Raw genomic sequence first — 21,682 nt, 5'->3', positions numbered from 1 at the left:
TTGAAGAATAACGCAATGCCACCTATAAAAGCCCAAAACAGTACAGTCATTGCGACTTCACGCGATATCTGCAAATCAATTTTACGCTGGCCCTTCGCATGTTTTTCCATCGCCTGCACGCTGGCAAAAGCAACACAGCCGCAAGCCTGGCACTGCAATAAAGACTTGCCGTTCTCTGCGGCACATGCATGGCAAACCCAGTTGTAGTTAATTCTCTTCATCTTGAAAGTGAAAACTTTTTTCTTTTGCCAGGGGCTTTATATTTTCTGTAGATGGCAGGTGCAAGGAAAAGACTTAGTGGCCCCAGCACTACTACTTGCACGATCAAAGTGAACGTGAGTGAATGACTGAGTGCTATCAGCAGACCAAACAAGATGACTTCCGTCACAAGGCAGATTGTAAGGGTTTTCCAGAGCGGGGATAAATTTTGCCAGAACGATTTCATTGTTGAATAGGTGAACATGGAAAATTCACTTCACAAAGCGTTTATTGAATATCAGTATAATCGAGTTCTTGTCCGCCCCACCCCACACAGGAGTTCTCCATGTTAGGCACGCAAGACCTTGTCCAGTTCATCATTGCCGGTATCTTACTCAATATCGCTCCAGGCCCCGATTCCATCCTCATCATGACGCGCAGCGCGACGCAGGGCTGGCGTGCGGGCTCGGCTGCAGCGCTGGGCATAGGTACGGGTACGCTAGTCCATATCATGGCGGCGGCGCTGGGTTTGTCGGCTTTGCTGGCGACTTCGGCAACGGCCTTCACTGTTGTCAAACTGGCTGGTGCGGCTTATCTTTTGTATATTGGTACGTCCATGCTGTTCAGCAAGGCAAAATCTGCTATCGCGACCACTGAGGCTAAAGCCAGCCTGCCCGCACTCAGCCACCGCAAGATTTTCATGCAAGGGTTTTTGACGAATGTATTGAATCCCAAAGTGGCGATTTTCTTTTTGGCTTTTGTGCCGCAATTTATCGCCGCCGATGCCAGCAACAAGCCACTGGCGCTGATCGTCCTGGGTTGCATCTTCAATTTCAATGGCATGTTGTGGTGCCACTTCCTGGCGGTCTCGACGGCATTTGCCAGGCAGCGCATGCGCGTCAATCAGGCTGTCACGCTGTGGCTGAACCGCTTTATCGGACTGATGTTTGTTTCTTTTGGTATCAAGCTGGCGCTGTCAGGCAAGCATTAGAAATCAGGCACGCAAATGAAAACATGCCGCATCCTTAAGAAATGCGGCATGAATGCCAGGCTCTGGATAGATCCCAAAGAGCCTGAAGAACACCAGTAATCAAATGCCTATTTAATTGGCAGGCAACTGGTATTTTTAACTTCTTCCATCACTGCATAAGTATGCGTTTCTCGCACACCATTCAATTGCAGCAAGGATTTGCCAAGGAAGTCGCGGTAGGCATTCATGTCTTTGACACGCGCCTTGACCAGATAGTCAAAACCACCCGCCACCATATGACATTCCAGCACTTCAGGGATGGCTTGTACGCCACGCCGGAAAGCGTCGAACACGTCTGGTGTCGTGCGGTCGAGCACAACTTCAATGAAAACCAGCAGGGCCACATCCAGGAGATGAGGATTGAGCTGGGCTGTGTATCCTAGTATGTAGCCGGACTCTTGCAGCTTGCGCACGCGTTCCAGGCAGGCAGCAGGGGAGAGGTTAACCCTTGTTGCCAGTTCTACATTACTGATACGGCCATCGTTTTGCAATTCGGCCAGAATTCTTTTACTGATTTTGTCGAGCATAAGAAGTCAAAAATCGTCAGTGTGGTGATTAATAATATTCGGCATAATTTTCTCACAAAATAGAAAATTTCGATATATGTTCTGATTTCCAGAATTAATCATCGAAGAGCATCTATACAATGAAATCATATTTGTTTTGATTATTTTTATATGATTGTGATGACTGTGCCAACTAATAACTCGCCTTTTTCTGCCCTGCAAGCAGAGCTGCTCCCTCCTGCCAGCCCCCTCAGGACTGCCATCACAGAAGCATACCGCCGATCAGAGCCAGATGCTGTGCAATGGCTGCTCGGCAATGTAAATGCCCATGAGGACCAGCAAAAGAGTGTTGCAGAACTGGCACACCGCCTGGTCAGCAATGTACGCCAGCAACGCACGCGCGCTTCTGGAGTCGATGCCCTGATGCATGAATTTTCATTATCGTCAGAAGAAGGCGTGGCCCTGATGTGCCTGGCCGAGGCCTTGTTACGTATCCCCGATCATCAAACCGCCGACCGCCTGATTGCCGACAAGATCAGCAAAGGTGACTGGCGCAAGCATCTGGGTGAATCACCTTCCTTGTTTGTGAATGCCGCCACCTGGGGCTTGCTGGTGACTGGCAAGCTGGTCAGTACGAATAGCGAACAAAGCCTGGGTTCTGCCCTGACACGCCTGATCGCCAAGGGTGGTGAGCCACTGATACGCAAGGGCGTTGATATGGCCATGCGCATGCTGGGCAACCAGTTCGTCACCGGCCAGACCATAGAAGAAGCCCTGAAAAACAGCCAGGACAATGAAAAGCGCGGCTACCGTTATTCTTATGACATGCTGGGTGAAGCAGCGTTGACAGCCAAGGATGCTGCCTTCTATTACAAGGCCTATGAAACAGCGATCCATGCGATAGGCAAGGCCTCGAATGGCCGCGGTATCAAGAATGGCCCCGGCATTTCGGTCAAACTGTCTGCCCTGCATCCGCGTTATTCCCGTGCCCAGCGTGAGCGCACGATGAATGAATTACTGCCGCTGCTGAAAAAATTGCTGTTGCTGGCCAAGCAATACAACATAGGCCTGAATATCGATGCAGAAGAAACCGACAGGCTGGAATTGTCGCTGGACCTGATGGAAGCACTGGCCTTTGATGCCGATCTCAAAGGTTTTGAAGGTATAGGTTTTGTCGTGCAGGGCTACCAAAAACGCTGCCCGTTCGTGATCGATTACCTGGTTGACCTGGCGCGCCGCAGCGGCAGCAAGTTCATGGTGCGCCTGGTCAAGGGTGCATACTGGGATGCAGAAATCAAGCGTTCACAAGTCGATGGCATGAGTGGTTTCCCGGTCTACACCCGCAAGGTGTATACCGATTTGTCTTACCTGGCTTGCGCGCAGAAACTGCTGGCCGCCACTGATGTGATTTATCCACAGTTTGCCACGCATAACGCCCTGACTCTGTCTACCATTTATACCTGGGCACAAAAAGCCGGTATCACTGACTATGAATTCCAGTGCCTGCATGGCATGGGTGAGACTTTGTATGACCAGGTGGTAGGTAAAGACAAGCTGGACAAACCTTGCCGTATTTATGCCCCGGTCGGCTCTCACCAGACCTTGCTGGCTTACTTGGTACGCCGCTTGCTGGAAAATGGCGCGAACTCTTCCTTCGTCAACCAGATCGTTGATGAAAATGTGTCTATAGAATCCATGCTGGCTGACCCTATCGCGGTCTCGCGTGAACTCGGTGGCGCACCGCATGCAGCCATCGCCTTGCCCAAGGATTTGTTTGGCAAGGAAAGAAAAAATTCGTCTGGCCTGGATTTTTCGAATGAGCTGGAACTGCAAAAAATCAGCGCACACTTTGCCGAAAGCAGCCAGCAGTCCCTCATAGCTGCACCTATCCTGCATGGCCAGGTATCTGCGACGCAAGCGCGCCCTGTGAATAACCCTGCCAACCAGCTGGATGTCGTTGGCGAGGTCATCGAAGCCGATGCCCAGGATGTGCAAACAGCCCTGCATGCAGCAGAACAATATGCAATGGACTGGCAAACCACAGCGCCGGTAGAACGCGCCGCCACCCTTAAAAAAGCGGCAGATTTGCTGGAAGCGCAAACCCTGGATTTCATGGCACTCGCAATACGCGAAGCCGGTAAATCCTTGCCGAATGCCTTGGCAGAAGTGCGCGAAGCGGTAGACTTTTTGCGCTATTACGCAGCCCAGGTAGAAGGTTTGCCAAATACCCAAGCGCTGGGGCCGGTAGTCTGTATCAGCCCGTGGAACTTCCCGCTGGCCATCTTCATTGGTGAAGTCAGCGCAGCACTGGCCGCAGGTAATGTGGTGCTGGCCAAGCCGGCAGAGCAAACCCCGCTGATCGCCTACCGCGCCATACAACTGATGCATGAAGCAGGTGTGCCACGTGGTGCCCTGCAATTCTTGCCAGGTACGGGTGAAGTCGTTGGCGCGCAACTGGTGGCTGATCACCGCGTCAAGGGTGTGATCTTTACTGGCTCGACTGAAGTCGCACAAATCATCAACCGCACGCTGGCGAAACGCGCTGTGGCGGAAGGCATCGATATCCCGCTGATTGCAGAAACCGGTGGCCAGAATGCCATGATCGTAGACAGCAGTGCCTTGCCTGAGCAAGTCGTCAATGATGTCTTGTCTTCAGCTTTTGACAGTGCCGGCCAGCGTTGCTCGGCTCTGCGCGTACTGTGCCTGCAAGAAGATATAGCCGACAAGACCATAGAAATGCTGCACGGTGCCATGCAGGAATTGCGCATAGGCCAGCCAGACCGCCTGGCTATCGATATCGGCCCGGTCATCGATACCGAAGCGCAAAACAATTTGATGAGCCATATCAATGGCATGCGTGGCAAGGCCAAGTCCTTCTATACACTGGACCTGTCAGCCACTTGCCGCGCCGGTACTTTTGTCGCCCCTACCGTCATCGAAATCTCTAACCTGGCCGACCTGAAAAAAGAAGTCTTCGGCCCGGTGCTGCATGTCTTGCGCTACAAGCGCAATGACTTGCCTGCATTGATAGACCAGATCAATGGCACAGGTTTTGGGCTGACCCTGGGCATCCATACCCGTATTGATGAAACTATCGATTTCATCGTCTCCCGCGCCCATGTCGGCAATATCTATGTGAACCGCAATATCGTTGGTGCGGTAGTGGGTGTACAGCCCTTTGGTGGGGAAGGCAAATCCGGTACTGGCCCCAAAGCCGGTGGCCCGCTGTATCTGAAGCGCCTGCAGCGCACACCTGTGACTGGCCTGGGTGGCCATATCGTGTATGAACGCCAGTCACCACCAGCGCTGGAAGCCTTGCTGGTCTGGGCGCAAAAACAGGGGCATCAAAAAATTGCCGAGCTGGGTGAGCACTATGCCCACAACAGCCCTTACAAAGTGACCCAGGTCTTGCCTGGCCCGACTGGTGAGCGCAATACCCTGTCATTTGCGCCACGTGGCCGCATCTTTTGCGCGGCAACGACAGTCAATTGTGCCATCAACCAGCTGGCGGCGACGCTGGCGACTGGCAACCTGCCTGTACTGCCTGCACAGACCCTGGCGATCCTGCCTGCAGGCTTGCCAGCCGAAGTCAGCAAGCTCATCATCGCTGCGGAAGCAGAACAATGCGGTGCCCAGTTGGCCCTGGTCGAGGGCGGCTTGCTGTCGCATTACAAACTCTTGTTTGCCGGTCTGGATGAAGCCATCGTCTCCGTCGTTGAAACCCATGACCATGCAGAAATACCTTTGTGGCGTTTGATGGCAGAGCGGGCACTCTGTGTGAATACCACGGCTGCCGGTGGTAATGCGAGTTTGATGACACTGGCGACCTGATCACTTTTTGTCCTGTCGCTATAACTGGAAAAGCTCCTGTGTTCAGGAGCTTTTTTTATAGATGGGGGATATAGTGCGTATCATCCCAAGTACTAACCTGAATCTCATTTCTTATTCCCATGAGCAAACCTCAAACCCCTCCAATTTCTTCAAGAAAGCGGCCCCAGCAAAGCCGCTCGGCTGATCTGGTGGCCACCATACTGGAAGCGGCCCTTCAGGTTTTGCAGCGGGAAGGGGCACAAAAATTTACCACGGCGCGGGTGGCAGAAAGAGCGGGTGTCAGCGTAGGTTCTGTGTATCAGTATTTCCCGAACAAGGCGGCCATCCTGTTCCGCTTGCAAAGCGATGAATGGCGGCAGACTGGTGGGATGTTACGCAACATACTGCGGGACGCTCAACAGGCACCACTGGATCGCTTGCGCACCCTTGTCCATGCCTTTTTGCGGTCAGAATGTGAAGAGGCTGAAATGCGTAATGCCCTCACCGATATCGCGCCGCAGTATAACGATGACCTGGAAGCACAAGAAGCATGGCAATACTGGGACTATACCGTACAGGTATTTATTGAAGAGTTGCTGCCCGAGGCGTCAGCGGCAACACGTTCTATCGTTGAGGAACTGATTTCTACCACGCTGAGCAGTGCTGGCGAACATGTCTCGGCGAATGGCTATCCTGCCGACAGGATAGATGAATATGCAGATGCCATGGCCGATATGTTTTGTGTTTACTTGAGCAGCGTCAAAGTAAAAAAAGAAATTGATCAGACTTCATGAAAGCCTGATCAATTTATGTAATACAGTTTTGCAGGGTGCACCATGCGCACCATCCAAAATTCAAGCACCTTGCGCACTTGCAGATGCTTTACCCAGCAAACGCACAGCTACCAGCAAAGACAAGCCAACCGCCACACCACCCGCGAGGAATACTGTGTGCACACCCCACTGCCCGGCAATAAGGCCAGCCAGCGGACTGGCAATACCCAGCGAAATATCCAGGAATGCCACGTAAGCGCCCATGGCAACGCTACGGCTTTGCGGTGGCGCACGGCGTGCCGCTTCTACACCAAAGCCCGGGAAGGCAAGCGAGTAACCAAATCCTGTGAGGGCAACACCAAGGTAAGCAATAGTCCTTGTATCTGCTGACCAGATCAGCAGTAATCCTGCTGCTTCAATCACTACGCTAACGAGGGCAACCCTGGCTCCGCCGAGCTTATCTGGCAGATGACCAAATAATATCCGTGCACCTATGAAAGCCACACCAAAGGCCGTGAAGGCCAGGGAAGAATTGCCCCAGTTTTTTGCCGCAAACAGCAAAGCAATGAAGGCCGTAATCACACCAAAACCTATGCTGGCCAGCGCCAGGCCCATGCCTGGTACCAGCACCAAAGCCAGTACTTTGTAAAAAGGAATACGGATACTTGCTGTGGGTAACACCGCTGGCACAGTGGCGGCTACCAGCAATGCCACCAGTGGTGAACATATAGTTCCAATAGAAATCCCAGCAAAGCCCCAGTTCGCATTCACGACCACGCCTATTGGTGCGCCCAGCGCAAATGCCCCATAAATGGCGATGCCTACCCAGGCCATCACCTTGCCAGCATTCTGCGGCCCCACCAGGCCTATCCCCCAGCCCATGGCCCCTGTGACGACCAGGCTTTCACCTATGGCGAGCAAGACACGCCCTGCCAGCAATATCCAGACCGATACAGCAGGTGTAGCTACAAAGGGCAATGACGCCAGGTAGACAAAACCAGAACTGGCGACGGTGAACAAGCCAGTTACCACAGCGCGCTTGGCACCGCGCATATCTGCAAAATTACCAGCCCATGCACGTGACAGCAGGGCGACGGTAAATTGTGCACCGATGACCAGGCCTACGACCAGGGTACTCATGCCCAGGCTGTTATGCAGGTACAGCGGCAATACAGGTAACTGCATACCCATGGTCAGGAAGCCGATAAAAACAGCCAGTGTCAGAGGCAGCAATTTCAGAAAAACACTGCGGCCAACGGCAGCGGGTGCAGCAGACAAGGGCTGCGAAGATTGAGATGATAAAGACATAAAAAAAACTCCAGACATAATCATGTGATTGATGCTGGATATGATAAAAGTCTTCATCCAAGTCGAATAGTCGCGTAATCCGGGTAACATTGAGTCACCTTGAAAGCCAGATGGGACGTGGCTTTACGTATTTTAGAGATATTTATTTTTTATTTAAAACGCAAAGTATTCGCGTTTTAAATAGCGGCGCAGGCACTTGTTGTATGTACTTGGAAATTCAATCTGAGTCAATTATTCATCATCTTCAGATAAATAATTTCTATGTTTTTCTAACAAGCTGTCTATGATTTCCAGCTTGTCTTGTGCAAGTTTTTGTAAGTCTTCGCGCTTGATCAGGTTTTCAAGCACCAGTTGAGATAGCAATGCCAGCAATCGTGAATAACGATAAACATATTTTGCATCTATGTCTTTCCTTGCATTTTGAAGATAGTGTTCTATGTCCCACATATCTCCTGGTGAGTTGACAGCAACGGCAAGTTCTTTAAATTTCGCCATGATCGCTGTCAATTCTTTTTGCAATGCAGTGTCATACGCTGCCCGCGCAATTTTCTTTTCTGTATCTGACCACTTGAAATCGCGCATAAAAAATTATAGGCAATAATAAGCTGTGGATAAGTCTGGCTATTTGAGTTTTACTCTATTTGCAGTTGAAATTGATTACTTATTTTTTTAATTCTACCGCTTCAATGGCATTGCATAAAGAATCTGCATGGCCAGATTTCTTGAATTTTTCAGCAACAAGTGCGCAATTGGTTTTGATTGATGTTGAACCCAGCAATTGCGACAAACTACGCGACAATTTGCCTGTTGTCAGGCGCGACATGCGCAGATAGTCGCCAACACCCAATTTCTTCACACGTGCAGCGTTATCGAATTGGTCAAAGGCCAGCGGCGTCACCAGTTGCGGGGTGCCTGCCCTGAGTGCTTCTGCTGTTGTGCCTATGCCACCATGGTGTATCAGGGCTGATGCGCGTGGCAAGATACTGCGCAGGGGTAAATAGCTTTGCCAAAGTATGTTGGTGGGCAAGTTAGCCGGGATCTGTTCACGATGACAACTGAGGAAAATTGCCCGCATACCCAGTTTTTGCACTGCTCGCTGAGCACATGAAAAATAATGACTGGCCTGTATATTCCCTGATCCCGGGGTAAAAATCAGTGGTGCATCGCCTGCTGCAAGAAATTCTTGCAGCTCTGTGGATAAGTCTGCATCCGGGTTGCTGTCGTATAACTGGAATTCTCCCATGACCATAGGGCTTGGCCAGTCTGGCGGCGCTGGAGCAAACCATGCAGGAAAAAAACTGATACTCAAGTCTGGTGCAGCATACATATACGGTGGCAGGCTGCTAATTGGCGGTAAATTCCTGGTTTGCCTGGCTTGATTGATGATGGGAACAGCAACCGGATCAATAAAATTCTTGTCTGCATAAGCCCATAGCCATTCACGCATCCATGTTGGCAGCCAGCGCGGTATTAATAAATCACCCATGACCAGGGGATCATGCACAGTCCTTAAATTGGATGGTGCCAGGTAAGCTGCGACAATTGGAATATCAGGACGAAAACTGCGCACGATATCTGCTGCAGGCAAACCCAGGGGATGGGCGACGAATACACAATTTTGTTCTACTGGCAAAAAGGCAACATAGTCTGGAACCTCAGTGAGTACTGGCTTACATGATTCAAGCACTATACCCATGCCTTTGCGTGTATCCCACATATCAGGATTACGCAAGGCCGTATCATATTCAGCCTGGGTGCCCAGTATTTGGTAAGGAATACCTGCCATTTCTGCATGTCTGGCATGAACCGGGGAAAGCAACATCGTGGCAATATGCCCGCGTCTCTGCATTTCTACTGCCAGACTCAGGAAAGGGAATATATCTCCCAGCGTACCCATTCCCAGGAAAATGAAATGCCTGGATTCAGCCATTATTTTTATCTGTTTGCAAAGGCTCTTCTTTTTAAAAAATTATTGAATGAGCTGTTAATTTATATAGCTAAATAAATCGGCTAAATTGCTTAAGTTCTTCTAATTACATCCCATCAGGTGTCAAATTTATCGTTATTACTTATTTTTATTCAACTCACGTAATTCTTCACCCATTTTCTTTGCTGCTTCAAACATCTTTTCCATCATGGGCGTAATCACTTTTTGCATGGCATTCATGCTTTGCTGCATGACGACCGGCATTTTGCTGACATAAGACCTGCCTGCTGGAGAGCGGTAGAAGGCACTGATGCCATCGACATCTTCCTGGCTGAGAGAATTGCTATAAATTTCGACAAAAATAGGTTCAAGTTTTTCCCAGGTCACTTCTGCCCTGTGGATATCCATGACTTTATCCCTGAATTTATCCATTATTTTTTGCTGCTCAGCACTGATGGACTGGTCTTTCAAGGCTGCTTTCATCATGTTTTTCATGACAGCCTCCATCTGGTCTTCGGTACTTTTCAATATTTGCTGACTATTCGTCAAGACCAGCAATTCTCTGACCGATGCCTCTGTAGGTTTTTCCGCATGTGCCGTGCCACAAGCCAGCAGGCTAATGAACAGTAGATTTGACCACAGCTTCATGGTGTTTTCCCAGGAGGATTGAATGAGTTACGGATTCTACGACAGTTTTTTGCTTTTGTTTTTTTGCTTTTTTTGAGCTGTGGATACCTTTAACTTGAATAACTTTATATATAAATAGTAGTAGTTGTTAACGCAGGCATGTTGCTGTGGATAAGTCAGTAAACATCCACAGGATCAAGAGTTTAGGCAAATGATAAGGCGGTGATAAAAGTCTGTATATCCACAGGACAAAATCTGAACAGTAAACTTGTAGATGAGTAAATTTAGAGTTACGCACAATGGATGCAGTGGATATCAGCAGACTTATCCACAAAGTTTTTTTGAAAAATGTTGTTTTTCGACGCGAATTTCCTGAAAAAGACTAATTTATAGCTTTGCAGGGAAGATTTTTTAGAAAAAAAGGAATGCTGACGATCTTTGGCAAAGTGATCAGATGAATTTCTTAAAGCAAGGCAGTTTTCAAAACTTGAATTTGCCTGCAATAAAAAAAATGAATGTTTTTTGGGGAATCCAGCATTTTTATGAAAGGTGAAGAAAGCTGCCAGGTTCTTTTTTTTTGAAATATCAAATTTCTTCATCAATCATTTTTATTTGTATCAAAACCAGATCTTTCAGGAAAAACTTCCAGGGTTTTCCAAAAAGGGTTTAATTAGATAACTTAGTTTATATATACATAGTAATAGTAGTTAACGTCGCGATATTTTGTGGATAAGTCCTAATTTATCCACAGAAACAAGTACTTAGTTCATGTATAGATGTGCTGATAAGTCCTGTATGAAAAAAGGACGGTTTTGGGATAAAAAATCTTCAGCTACGACTTTCACTGGTTTTGCACAGTTCATCCTGTGGATATGCATAGGCTTATCCACAGATAAAATAGGGCGGACTGACGAAAAACCGCCCCAGCTGCGTTGCAGCTCCTAGCCGTACTAAAGTACTGTCTTCGTCGCTGACGCCTTGCTGGGACGATTTTTCGTCAGTCCTGACTACAATTGTTGTTTGTTAGGGGTGTTCAAAGTCGGTCGGCTTTTTTCAATATTGCTGGCGCAAAAGTAGTGAGTAAACGACCAAAGAGCGCGGCACTTTGAACCGTAGTTGTGGATAAATGACGGTTATAGATGGCGGTATATTCAAGCTGCGGGATGCCACCGCGAGCGCGTTTGAACTGGCTGGCACCTGAGCTGTAGTGCAGTTTCAGCTTTTTATCTTTGGCTGTTTTAAGTAATAAAGCCATTAGCCTTCTGTATAAACCCAGCTCTTTTGGCAGACTGGTGTCATACCCTATCAGTGGTGTTGTCAGCCAGCCATGCTCTGGATGCGTATAAATACCTAGCACCCCAACCAGGCGGCCTTGCCAGCGCAGGGCATGCATTTCAAGGAACTGGGTTTCCAGGCAAAGTTCAAAGAAGGCGGCGCTGAAGTCTGGATTAAGGTAAGAATGTTTATCGATGAAGAGCTGGCGGTAGAGTTGCTGTAATACGGCGATGTCCTGCATTTGCAGTTGCTCATGCGTAAACACTTCTACTTCATGATTGTCCAGCAAGCGGGCATCCTGTTTGACATGATTGTGCTTCCAGACGCTGGTCTGTTGTGGGTCGCAGAGGTAAATCATGCGACTTGGGAATAATTGCCAGCCAGCGCTGAGCAGGCTTTCAGTCAGTTCAGGATTCACCTGTGGACAGATATTACGCATCATCAGCGGACGCTGTGGATAAGTGTTTAGTAACTTATTGGTAACAGTGCTGATCTCTGTTGCTGACCAGTCAGGGTACAGATTGGTTGAGACCAGATGGTTGGCAATGATGGCTGCCTGATCCAGTTTGCTGGCTTTGAACAGGGCGGAGAGCGGCCCGAAGATGGCGCAACTACCCAGTTTGATGGCTTGCGTCCATGCTGGACCGACTTGCCGTAGTGTTTCCTGGCGTGGATAACGCAACCAGGTAGAACGCGGGCTGGCGACATAGCTTTCTTGCCAGCTGCTTTGATCCAGCAAAGTGACTGGCTGGCTTTGCCCGGCGATTTCTACGGCATCGATATCGCAAGTGGCATTATTGAGCCAGTGCTGGCCACCACGTGAACGCGCAGTCAACAGCCACAGGGCATCTGCCACCACGCGTGGCGGTAATGAGGTATGCAATTTAGTGATTAAATCTTGGTGTACAGGTGCATGCCGCCATAGATGGCAGAACGGTCAGTGGCATACAGGGCACGGTTATGGGCCGCATCGGTATGCCAGGCGGCCAGTATCTCTGCCGGTAACTTGGCTTCCAGCGGGGACTCGCTACCACCAGTGCGAAATACCACCCTGGCCCCAGGCGCTGCAGTGCGGCTCACTTCTTGCCAGAGTGTTGTCAATTGTTGTTGATCCATCCAGTCCTGGGCATCGAGGAAGAGATAGGCGTCCATGGAAGCCCGTGGCTGGCCCAGCAAAAAGTCAGTGAGGGTTTGATGATGGGGATGCAGCCTGTCTATATTGCGGCGCAGGGTGTGGAAATGTTCTTGCTGCAGATACATGGGCAGGGCGGCCTGTTTTTTGGTGTCATAACGGCGGCCAAATGCCTGTTGGGCAAAACAGTTTTCTTCCAGCGGAAAATCACACGCCAGATGACGCATTCTTTCCTTGAATAAGAGATGCAAGCCATCTTTGGCTTCGTGTTTCAATTCAGCAAATTGCGAAGGTGGTATGCCCAGGCTATATAGCGCCAATGGCTGGCTGGCGATGAGGCGGAATAAGCGGGTCTCGAATACTGGCGCGACATATTGCTCGAATAATTGTGCCTGTTCCTGCTGGTTGTTAGCCTGCATGAGCTTGCTCATGTCGCCGCCCATGAGGCGCACAAAGAAATGCGCAAAGCCGATGAAGTTACCCAACAAACCATGCTGATAAGCCTGGCTAGTAAAATAATGGTAGCGCGGCTTGCCAGACAAAGAGCGACTTTCCCAGAAGTTGCTGGCATCGTCTGACAATTGTGTGCGTATATGTCGCTTATAGCGTTTCAGGTTATCTGGCTTGTCGGCATTACCCAGAAATGCCAGCACTGCATCATAGTCGGGCAAATGCCTGATGGCAGTTTGCTTGATATTGAGCATGGCCAGGTGTGCCGCATTCAAATCCACGGCATGCACTGCAGCCGGTTCAGCGGACAAATAAGCCAGGGCATTGCAGCCACCAGAAGAAATGGTCAGGATATTTGCGCCTGGCTTTAATTGCAGCGCATCCAGATCAGCTTGTGGGTCTTCCCAGATCTGGGCATACACGAGGCGGCTGAACCAGTGGGCAAACAATTTGTCTGCCAGACCCTTGCGGCCGGACGTGGTTGAATTGAAAACGGCACTGTCTATCAGGGCTTTGGTGGACATGCTGGTCTCCGCTTATGGTTGTAGGTTAAGGGAGACTTTAGGACGTAGAGGTGACAGGCTGGTGACAGTTTGATGAAGATTATATGAAAAACAAATAAGGGAATTTTGCAAAACTCTCGCACTTAAGAAAAAAGCATGAACCAATGTGATTCATGCTTTTCTTGTTTAAGTCCAGATGTACTCAGTTACCGCGTTCTGTGGATAAGCGGCGGCGTCTGGCTTTGATGAACATGAATAACTGATAAGCGAAATACAGGGACGCCAGCACGGGCATGGAGGCGACCAGTATCCACAGGCCACCAGCCAGGGGGACGGGGCCAGACCATACCAGGATGGGTACATCAGGCTTATTGCTTTTCTCGGTGGCAACTTGCTTGGGTGTGTCTATCTGTACGCCAGAATTTTGCTTGGGCAAATCTTCTGGCGCGACCACGAACACTGCTTGCGTACTTGGCGCTGCTTTGGCTGGGGCCGAAGTATTGCCAGCTGCTGCAGCAAAAACCGGGGAAGCTGGCAATGCAGTCAGCATTTGCAAAGCCAGGATCAGGACATACTTGAGTTTCATTGATGCAATCGGGTAGAAGATGCGATGTAGTTTTGACTACAAGTGCAATTAATTTTTCTCGGCAAACTTTTTCAGATTACTTAAGCCAGCTTCAAAATCGGGACCCACCATTTTATCCATAAATGGGGCAAATAGCTTCATCATCAAATTACCTTCGGTCGTACCCAGCATGGTCCAGGTGATTTTGGTGCCGTCAGGCTGGGCTTCCAGCAAGAAACTGCCAGTCGATGGTTTACCCATACCTTCAAAGTGCAGTTCATAATCAATTTCACGGAAGGGACTGGCGTGGCTGAGTTTCATGCCGCCATTGCCTTGTGATGCGCTTTTCCATTCCCAGGCGGCATTCGTGCCTGATTCAGGGCCAGAAAATTCCATCTTCATGTTTGGGTCACGCTGGTTCCAGACTGACCAGTTTTTCCACTCCTTGGGTGTGGCGATCAGAGGGAAGATCTTGGCTGGTGTCGAATGTATCTGCACACTGCGCACGACCTTGTATTCATTGGGCAGCGAATAGGCTATCGCCAGTATCAGGGCGATGGCAGTAATAAGTATGCCTGCAGACCATTTAATAATTTTCATTTTTATTCTCCCGTTAGTAATGTAAATGGTGGAAAGAGTTGATATTTGGCTGTGGATATCTCTTGCCTGGATTATCTTACTTTTCCTATGGCGATTTCCCAGTTTTGCATGAGGCTGGCAGCTTCATCGCGGCTCATGGCTGGTGTGAATTGCGTCTCCATTTGCCACTGCGAAGCGCATTCTTCCATATTTTTGTATACACCGGTTCCCAAACCCGCCAGATAAGCAGCGCCCAGCGCTGTAGTTTCAGTGACTTTGGGACGTATCACTGGTATGCCCAGCAAATCTGCCTGGAATTGCAGCAGCATATTATTTGCTGCTGCACCGCCGTCGACGCGCAATTCCTTGATGGGGAAGACAGCATCCCTGACCATGGCTTGCAATAAGGCAGTACTTTGAAAGGCGATCGATTCCAGCGCAGCGCGGGCGATATGGGCCACCGTGCTGCCCCGGCTCAGGCCCAGGATGGCACCCTTGGCCGAAGGCACCCAGTAGGGGGCGCCAAGGCCAGTGAAAGAAGGCACAAAGACGACACCGCCAGAATCCGGCACCGTTGCTGCCAGTTGCTCTACATCGGTGGAATGCTGTATGGCTTTCAAACCATCTCTTAGCCATTGCACTACCGCACCGCCTATGAAGACACTACCCTCAAGTGCATATTGTGCCCGCTTGTCAATCTGGCAGGCCGCCGTACTGATCAGGCCATTTTGCGAACTTGGGCATTGATCACCGGTATGCATGAGCATGAAGCAACCCGTGCCGTAGGTATTTTTTGCCATGCCCGGCGTAAAGCAGGCCTGGCCAAACAAGGCTGCCTGCTGGTCACCGGCAATACCGGCGATGGGGATGGCTGCGCCCAGCAGCTTGCTGTGCCCGAACTGGTGGCTGGATGGTAAGACTTCAGGCAGCAGCGCCTTGGGTATGTCAAACCAGGACAGTAATTCTTCATCCCATTTATTGTCGTGGATGTTGTACAGCATGGTGCGTGAGGCATTGCTGACATCAGTGACATGCAGGCGGCCTTCACTGAGTTGCCAGGCCAGCCAGCTGTCAATGGTACCGAAAGCCAGTTCACCTGCATTTGCACGGCGGCGCGCATCGGGAATCTGGTCAAGCAGCCACTTGAGTTTGGTGGCAGAAAAATAGGGGTCAAGTATCAGGCCAGTCTTGGCTTGTATGCGTGCAGCATAGCCTTGCTGGCGCAATTCATCGCAATAAGCCTCGGTGCGGCGGTCTTGCCAGACGATGGCATGGTAGAGCGGCTGGCCTGTCTTCCTGTCCCACAATACCGTGGTTTCACGCTGGTTGGTGATGCCTATCGCGGCGATGTCTTTCGCTTGTAAATTGGCTTTGGCCATGACTTGCTGGCAGGTGGCGAACTGGCTTTGCCAGATTTCCATGGCGTCGTGTTCTACCCAGCCAGGTTGCGGAAAAATCTGGCGAAACTCTTGCTGGGCGGTGGCGATTAATTCCCCACGCTCATTGAAGATAATGCTGCGCGAACTGGAAGTACCCTGGTCTAGTGCAAGCAGATATGTCATAAAAATTCCTGATGCATCTGAGCCTCATGGATGAAGATCAGAAAAATGCAGAATGAAAAATTTTCAGCCTGATGCTGACGTCTGGTTACAATTTTAGCCATTCGTGCAATGGCAAACAGGATTGAATTTGATATAGTAGATTATTGATTTAATATTAAGCAAGAAAGGCAACACTGTGGCAGGTTTACTCAATTTTTCTTTGTCTTTACTGGTGCTGGTCTTATTTGCCTTTGGCACCATGCGTAAAAGCCGCCGTTTGATTAACCTGTCTTTTTTTGCCATGGTCGCCGCCAGCCTGCTGGGTTGGTATCAATATATTTTCCCTGCTGGTCTTAGCCCGCTGTTTTATGCTGGGACTATGGCGACGGTGCTGGCGATTTCCATCTTCTTTTATGCCATCTATTCTTATGAATCGATCTGGACAGATGTCCAGGAAATCAAAGCCAAGCAGCCAGGCTGAAGGTTTTGATCAGAGGCATATGGATTTATCTCACATCCAGTAATTCAATATCAAAGATCAGATAGGAATTCGGCGGTATCATGCCATTGCCTGCTCCTGCCGCACCATAGCCCAGTTCTGGCGGGATGATCAGAGTGCGCTTGCCACCTACCTTCATTCCTGCAACGCCTTGTTCCCAGCCCTTGATGACACGGCCCGAGCCTATGGAAAAGGAAAAAGCCTGCTGGCCTACCGAGCTGTCAAACTTGGTACCACGTTCGCGGTTGGCGAAAGGGTCATGCAGCCAGCCTGTGTAATGCACATAGACGGTGTTGCCTGCAAGCGCTTCTTTGCCTGTGCCAACTTTTTCATCAATTTTAGTCAACCTGCTGATGACCACACTATCAGGCGCTTGGGCCTGAGCTGGTGAGGTGGACAAGATGCCAGTGAACAGAGTGCTGGCGAGCAGGGCGCTAAGATATTTGTATTTCATTCGGTTTTCCTTATAGATTAGGACTTATGCAAAACTGCCCCAGCTGCGTTGTAGCTCCTAGCCGTACTAAAGTACTGTCTTCGTCGCTACGGTGTAGTCGGGGTTTCAGACAACATGTTGACTGCCGACGTAACGAACATCCCTTACAAGGGATGTTTCTCACAGCGGTAGCCTTGCTGGGACAATTTTGCTTAAGTCCTATAGATAATACTTTTATTTTCAGTGCTTTTATTTTTGCTTGGCTGCCGCGAGTTTTTTCTCGAAGGCGATATCCAGTTTGCTGGCTTTTTTAGGCGCCAGTTTTTGCAAGTTATTCACATAAGCGACAAATTCATCCATTTCCATGGCGTCGCTGACGCTGGTTGGCAATTCATCTGGCTGTTCCAGATTGGCCAGGGTCAGGGAAAACCGTCCATCGGCCAGGCTGACCATGGAATAAGCTGCATTGCTACGCTCGCGCAGGCGGTTGACAGCATAGGCGGCCTTGGTTGATCTGGCCATTATTTGATCCCGTATTTGCGCATGATTTTTTCCATAGTGCCGTCATTATCCAGCTCTTTATTAATTTTGTTGTACAACTCTATACGCTGCTTGTCCATGCGGACATTGCATAACATATTGAGTTCTACGCTTTTCCATTTGATGGCACGCACAATATCATTTGCAAATCCTTGTTGTTGGGCAAGGTGCATGCCATGCGATTCCGAGACTATCCAGTAGTTCAGCCTGCCATTCACCAGCAGGCGCGGATTGTCATCGTCCTGACCGGCAAACTCTATTTTGTAGCCTTGCTCGCTAAGTTGCAAACCGGTAGCAGCATGTTTGTATGAGCCTATGGAATAGGGTTTGGCATCTTCAAAATTTTTCAATAGTCGGCTATCGGTTTTGCGGCTATACAAAACCCAGGTGTCGGTGACCAGAGGGCCTACCCATTTATATGAGTTTTCCCGGTCGGACGTACGGCGAAAACCAAACAAACAGGTATTGTCATCATTCAGCGTGGAATTCAAACCGCGTGCCAGGGATGTGCTGCTGATGCTGTAGTTGTCACCCGCGCGCTTGAGGATTTCTGTAATCTTTTCAGTCAGCGCACCCTGGATTTCGCCGGTCTTGAGGTCGGTATGGGTGAAAGGAGCATATTCCTGGATAAGCAGTTTGATCGTTTCTGCATGGCAAAATGCAGGAACGGTGGCCAGAGATACCAGCAAACTGGATAGCAAGAATTTCACGAACGTAGTTTCCAAAATAGAGAAGTGCTGGAAATATACCGCTGAATTTCTAATAAAGGCAGATATTTTCTTGTTTTGCGCGCTGTTGTGCGGCTAAGGCGACAGTCTGCTGGATTGTGACTGTTCACTAAACCCAGATCGTTTTCAATAAAGCAAAACTGGCAGCTATCATGGCTTCATGCTGGCGTTTTTCCTGACAGATGAAGCTTAGTTCCGTAGTGATACTGACCGCATCAGCAATCACCAGGCCATGTGCATGGGCTTCGCGTATGGCAATCGAATCGCGGATCAGGCTCAGGCCTACGCCAGACTTCACCAGATCCAGCATGGTCGGTTCCTGGTCTACCAGGGCGACCTTGTTGGGCGTCACTCCAAGCCCGGCAAAAATCTGGCTCAGCAGGCGGTGATGGGCTGATTCTGCCGGTGTCCACAACCATGGCAGTTTGGCCAGGCTGGCCCAACCCTGGCCTGCTACCCGGTTTTTCCAGCCCTTGGGTGCTACTACGCGATAGGTAAATGGTGTCAGCACCTGGCTGTGGCAAGGCGTTTTACCGTCATCTGGCGGCTGCCCCAGATAAAACCCCACATCCAGCGTACCGGCACGGATTTGCTGCAAGACCGTACCTGACATGCCTTGTTGCAACTTTGTGGATAACTGTGGATAAGTCTCGACCAGTTGCTTCAAAAATAGCCCCAGTCGGGTGAACTCAGGGTCGAGTATGGTACCTATCGCCAGCTCGCCAGAAATGGTGCTGTGCATACTATGGGCGGCCTGGCGAAACTCCGTCATGCTGGCAATGACTTTTTCTGCATAAGGCAAGAGTTTGGCACCATCATTGGAGAGGCGCATGCCGCTGGCGCTGCGTGTGAATAAACTTAGTTGCAAGCTCTCTTGCAAGGACTTGATCTGCAGGCTGACGGCAGGCTGGGTCACATGCAATTGCTCTGCTGCCCGCGTCAGGTTGCCTTCTTTCGCCACGGCGACAAAGGCGCGTAGTTGTATCAAGTCCATTATTAATAATCCTTATATTGCCATTGATAATAACTCATTGGATTAAGTGGGACGAGTGAATTAATCTCTGTGTCACCGCAGAAAAAACTGCATATCACCCCTAAGGTTTACTTATGACATCCACAATTGCGCATTATATGAATGGCCAGACTTATGCATCCAGCAGTGGCCGCCAGCAAGATGTATTTAATCCTGCTACGGGCGAAGTGACGGGCAGTGTCGCCCTCGCCAGCGTTGAGGAAGTGCATGCCGTCATCGCCGCTGCCAAGGCCGCTGCACCTGCCTGGGCAGAAACTGCCCCGCTAAAACGCGCCCGTGTGATGTTCAAGTTCAAGGAATTGCTGGACCAGCATCACAAGGAAATGGCGACCCTGATCACCCGTGAACATGGCAAGGTCTTGTCAGATGCCATGGGCGAAGTCACGCGCGGCATAGAAATCGTCGAATTTGCCTGCGGCATGCCGCAACTGTTGAAGTCGCAATTCTCTGACAATATCGGTGGTGGCATAGACAATTACAACCTGCGCCAACCTCTGGGTGTGACGGCTGGCATCACGCCTTTCAACTTTCCCTTCATGGTGCCGATGTGGATGGCACCGCTGGCGATTGCGACTGGCAATACCTTCATCTTGAAGCCATCCGAGCGTGATCCTTCCTGTTCCTTGCTGATAGCTGACTTGCTCAAAAAAGCTGGCTTGCCGGATGGTGTTTTCAGTGTGGTGCAGGGCGATAAAGTGGCTGTCGATGCTTTGCTCCAGCATCCCGATGTGTCGGCGATTTCCTTCGTTGGCTCTACCCCGATTGCTGAATACATCTATAGCGAAGGCACCCGCATGGGCAAGCGCGTGCAGGCTTTGGGCGGCGCAAAAAACCACCTGGTCGTCATGCCAGATGCCAACCTTGAGCAAGCCGTCGATGCCCTGATGGGTGCAGCTTACGGCTCTGCCGGTGAACGCTGCATGGCGATCTCGGTCGCTGTTGCCGTTGGTAATGTGGCTGACAAACTGGTAGCAGCCCTTGTGCCCAGAGTGGAAGCCTTGAAGATCAAAAACGGCATGGAGTCTGATGCTGAAATGGGCCCGGTGGTCACAGCCCAGCACAAGGAAAAAATTGAATCTTATATCGCTGAAGGCGTAGTCGAAGGCGCGCAACTATTGGTTGATGGCCGAGGCCTGAAAGTGCCTGGCCATGCAGGCGGTTTCTTCCTCGGCGGCTGTTTGTTTGACCATGTCAAAGAGGGCATGAAAATACATCGCGAAGAAATTTTTGGCCCGGTTCTATGCGTAGTCCGCGTCCCTGATTTTGCCTCTGCGGTTGAACTCATCAACCGCCATGAATTTGGCAACGGCGTGTCTTTGTTCACCTCGGACGGCAACACCGCCCGCGAATTCTCACGCCGCATACAGGTCGGCATGGTGGGCATCAATGTGCCTATTCCTGTGCCCATGGCCTGGCATTCATTTGGCGGCTGGAAGCGCTCTTTGTTTGGCGATGTGCATGCCTATGGCGAAGAGGGCATACGTTTTTATACGCGCTATAAATCCATCATGCAAAGGTGGCCGGATAGCATAGATAAAGGGGCGGAGTTTACGATGCCGGTGGCGAAGTAGCGGCTGCGTGCTTGCTCCTTCTCCTTCAAGGAGAAGGTCGGGATGAGGATGGGGTTCTGTCGATAAACGGCAATCAGATTGTCGTCGCTCCTGCGCAGGCAGGAGCCCAGCGGCGTTCGTTGCATGCTTGAGTCTTTATTAAAGAGATTGCCTTCCGTAGACACAAGCCGGGTCTCGGCCCGGCGGCCGAAATACTTTCTTTGCTTCGCCAAAAAAAGTATTCAAAGAAAGGCGACCTCAGACTCGCCCTTCGGGTGCTTACGCTACGCTCCAGCATAATTTGTGCGTCACAAAAAATGGGAAGATCCGAAACTCGCTCCGCTCAAACATCGGCTCTTCTAATTCCATTTTCTGTGGCACACAAATTACATCGTCCCAAGCGGTTGAAGGTCAAAAACAGAGCCAAAAGCAACGTCAATGCGACCGGATTTTAAATTGTTTATGCACCGTTAATCAGCAGTGGTTTTGGGGTTGTTTTTGAATTTGAAGTGGTTTTTGAAGTTAGCAGTTCCCATGTGTAGCCGCCGTTTGTGCAGTACAGAAAATGGATTAAGAAATGCACGTGTTTGAGCGCAGCGAGTTTCGGGCATTTCCCATTTTTTGTACTGCACAAACGGGAACCCCGCAGGGGCGGCTACGCCTGGGTCGCCTTCT

The 21,682-nt window shown here is 50.1% G+C and carries 21 protein-coding genes; 6 read left to right on the top strand and 15 right to left on the bottom strand.

From position 1 onward, the window contains the following. Positions 1-15 precede the first annotated feature (15 nt). A complete protein-coding gene (locus ACO0LD_RS12650) occupies positions 16-207 on the top strand; it encodes a hypothetical protein (protein ID WP_423007241.1) in 192 nt (63 codons plus the stop codon). 337 nt (positions 208-544) lie between these two features. Further along, positions 545-1,189: a LysE family translocator gene (locus ACO0LD_RS12645; protein ID WP_423007239.1), complete on the top strand. Its 645-nt coding sequence runs from the start codon at positions 545-547 to the stop codon at positions 1,187-1,189. Between the two features lie 107 nt (positions 1,190-1,296). Here ACO0LD_RS12645 and ACO0LD_RS12640 read toward each other — a convergent pair whose 3' ends face one another. Then, the gene (locus ACO0LD_RS12640) at positions 1,297-1,755 is read right to left on the bottom strand and encodes an Lrp/AsnC ligand binding domain-containing protein (RefSeq protein ID WP_110254407.1); all 459 of its coding nucleotides are present in this window, start codon (positions 1,753-1,755) and stop codon (positions 1,297-1,299) included. A gap of 150 nt (positions 1,756-1,905) precedes the next feature. Here ACO0LD_RS12640 and putA point away from each other — a divergent pair, with 150 nt between their 5' ends. Both putA and ACO0LD_RS12630 read left to right on the top strand, forming a co-directional pair. Next, on the top strand, positions 1,906-5,565 hold the full coding sequence (gene putA / locus ACO0LD_RS12635) for a trifunctional transcriptional regulator/proline dehydrogenase/L-glutamate gamma-semialdehyde dehydrogenase (RefSeq protein WP_423007237.1): 3,660 nt from the start codon (positions 1,906-1,908) through the stop codon (positions 5,563-5,565). Between the two features lie 119 nt (positions 5,566-5,684). Next, positions 5,685-6,338, top strand: a complete 654-nt coding sequence (locus tag ACO0LD_RS12630) for a TetR family transcriptional regulator (RefSeq protein ID WP_423007235.1) — start codon at positions 5,685-5,687, stop codon at positions 6,336-6,338. A gap of 60 nt (positions 6,339-6,398) precedes the next feature. Here ACO0LD_RS12630 and ACO0LD_RS12625 read toward each other — a convergent pair whose 3' ends face one another. The 10 genes from ACO0LD_RS12625 to glpK form a co-directional block, all read right to left on the bottom strand. Further along, positions 6,399-7,625 (bottom strand): arabinose transporter, encoded by a 1,227-nt coding sequence (locus tag ACO0LD_RS12625; RefSeq protein WP_423007234.1) that lies wholly within the window; start codon positions 7,623-7,625, stop codon positions 6,399-6,401. A 231-nt stretch (positions 7,626-7,856) separates the two neighbouring features. Continuing rightward, positions 7,857-8,207, bottom strand: a complete 351-nt coding sequence (locus tag ACO0LD_RS12620; RefSeq protein ID WP_423007232.1) for a hypothetical protein — start codon at positions 8,205-8,207, stop codon at positions 7,857-7,859. 79 nt (positions 8,208-8,286) lie between these two features. After that, on the bottom strand, positions 8,287-9,555 hold the full coding sequence (locus tag ACO0LD_RS12615) for a nucleotide disphospho-sugar-binding domain-containing protein (protein ID WP_423007230.1): 1,269 nt from the start codon (positions 9,553-9,555) through the stop codon (positions 8,287-8,289). Positions 9,556-9,690: 135 nt separating this feature from the next. Further along, a complete protein-coding gene (locus ACO0LD_RS12610) occupies positions 9,691-10,200 on the bottom strand; it encodes a DUF2059 domain-containing protein (protein WP_423007228.1) in 510 nt (169 codons plus the stop codon). Positions 10,201-10,469: 269 nt separating this feature from the next. Continuing rightward, positions 10,470-10,778, bottom strand: a complete 309-nt coding sequence (locus ACO0LD_RS12605) for a hypothetical protein (RefSeq protein ID WP_423007226.1) — start codon at positions 10,776-10,778, stop codon at positions 10,470-10,472. 434 nt (positions 10,779-11,212) lie between these two features. Continuing rightward, on the bottom strand, positions 11,213-12,337 hold the full coding sequence (locus tag ACO0LD_RS12600) for a hypothetical protein (RefSeq protein ID WP_423007224.1): 1,125 nt from the start codon (positions 12,335-12,337) through the stop codon (positions 11,213-11,215). A gap of 8 nt (positions 12,338-12,345) precedes the next feature. Further along, positions 12,346-13,560: a DUF3419 family protein gene (locus tag ACO0LD_RS12595; protein WP_423007222.1), complete on the bottom strand. Its 1,215-nt coding sequence runs from the start codon at positions 13,558-13,560 to the stop codon at positions 12,346-12,348. A 181-nt stretch (positions 13,561-13,741) separates the two neighbouring features. After that, positions 13,742-14,125 (bottom strand): hypothetical protein, encoded by a 384-nt coding sequence (locus tag ACO0LD_RS12590; protein ID WP_423007220.1) that lies wholly within the window; start codon positions 14,123-14,125, stop codon positions 13,742-13,744. Between the two features lie 48 nt (positions 14,126-14,173). Continuing rightward, on the bottom strand, positions 14,174-14,704 hold the full coding sequence (locus tag ACO0LD_RS12585; protein WP_423007218.1) for an SRPBCC family protein: 531 nt from the start codon (positions 14,702-14,704) through the stop codon (positions 14,174-14,176). A 71-nt stretch (positions 14,705-14,775) separates the two neighbouring features. Then, positions 14,776-16,245: a glycerol kinase GlpK gene (glpK, locus tag ACO0LD_RS12580; RefSeq protein WP_423007216.1), complete on the bottom strand. Its 1,470-nt coding sequence runs from the start codon at positions 16,243-16,245 to the stop codon at positions 14,776-14,778. 175 nt (positions 16,246-16,420) lie between these two features. Here glpK and ACO0LD_RS12575 point away from each other — a divergent pair, with 175 nt between their 5' ends. Continuing rightward, on the top strand, positions 16,421-16,705 hold the full coding sequence (locus ACO0LD_RS12575; RefSeq protein ID WP_423007214.1) for a hypothetical protein: 285 nt from the start codon (positions 16,421-16,423) through the stop codon (positions 16,703-16,705). 25 nt (positions 16,706-16,730) lie between these two features. Here the strand turns inward: ACO0LD_RS12575 and ACO0LD_RS12570 are convergent, their stop codons facing one another. The 4 genes from ACO0LD_RS12570 to ACO0LD_RS12555 form a co-directional block, all read right to left on the bottom strand. Continuing rightward, positions 16,731-17,177, bottom strand: coding sequence for an FKBP-type peptidyl-prolyl cis-trans isomerase (locus ACO0LD_RS12570; RefSeq protein WP_423007212.1), 447 nt, complete (start codon positions 17,175-17,177; stop codon positions 16,731-16,733). Between the two features lie 228 nt (positions 17,178-17,405). Next, a complete protein-coding gene (locus ACO0LD_RS12565) occupies positions 17,406-17,678 on the bottom strand; it encodes a hypothetical protein (protein ID WP_423007210.1) in 273 nt (90 codons plus the stop codon). Then, positions 17,678-18,406, bottom strand: a complete 729-nt coding sequence (locus ACO0LD_RS12560; RefSeq protein ID WP_423007208.1) for a substrate-binding periplasmic protein — start codon at positions 18,404-18,406, stop codon at positions 17,678-17,680. Before ACO0LD_RS12560 ends, ACO0LD_RS12565 begins: the two co-directional genes overlap by 1 nt. Positions 18,407-18,533: 127 nt before the next feature. Next, a complete protein-coding gene (locus ACO0LD_RS12555) occupies positions 18,534-19,418 on the bottom strand; it encodes a LysR family transcriptional regulator (protein WP_423007206.1) in 885 nt (294 codons plus the stop codon). Positions 19,419-19,531: 113 nt separating this feature from the next. On the opposite strand from ACO0LD_RS12555, the gene ACO0LD_RS12550 reads away from it, so the two are divergent. Next, complete coding sequence (locus ACO0LD_RS12550) at positions 19,532-21,028, top strand: CoA-acylating methylmalonate-semialdehyde dehydrogenase (RefSeq protein ID WP_423007204.1); 1,497 nt, start codon at positions 19,532-19,534, stop codon at positions 21,026-21,028. Positions 21,029-21,682 lie beyond the last annotated feature (654 nt).

Source organism: Undibacterium sp. Ji83W (assembly GCF_049340385.1).
GTDB lineage: Bacteria > Pseudomonadota > Gammaproteobacteria > Burkholderiales > Burkholderiaceae_D > Undibacterium.
Note: the sequence above shows the minus strand (reverse complement) of the source record. Positions and strands in the feature narration are given on the sequence as shown.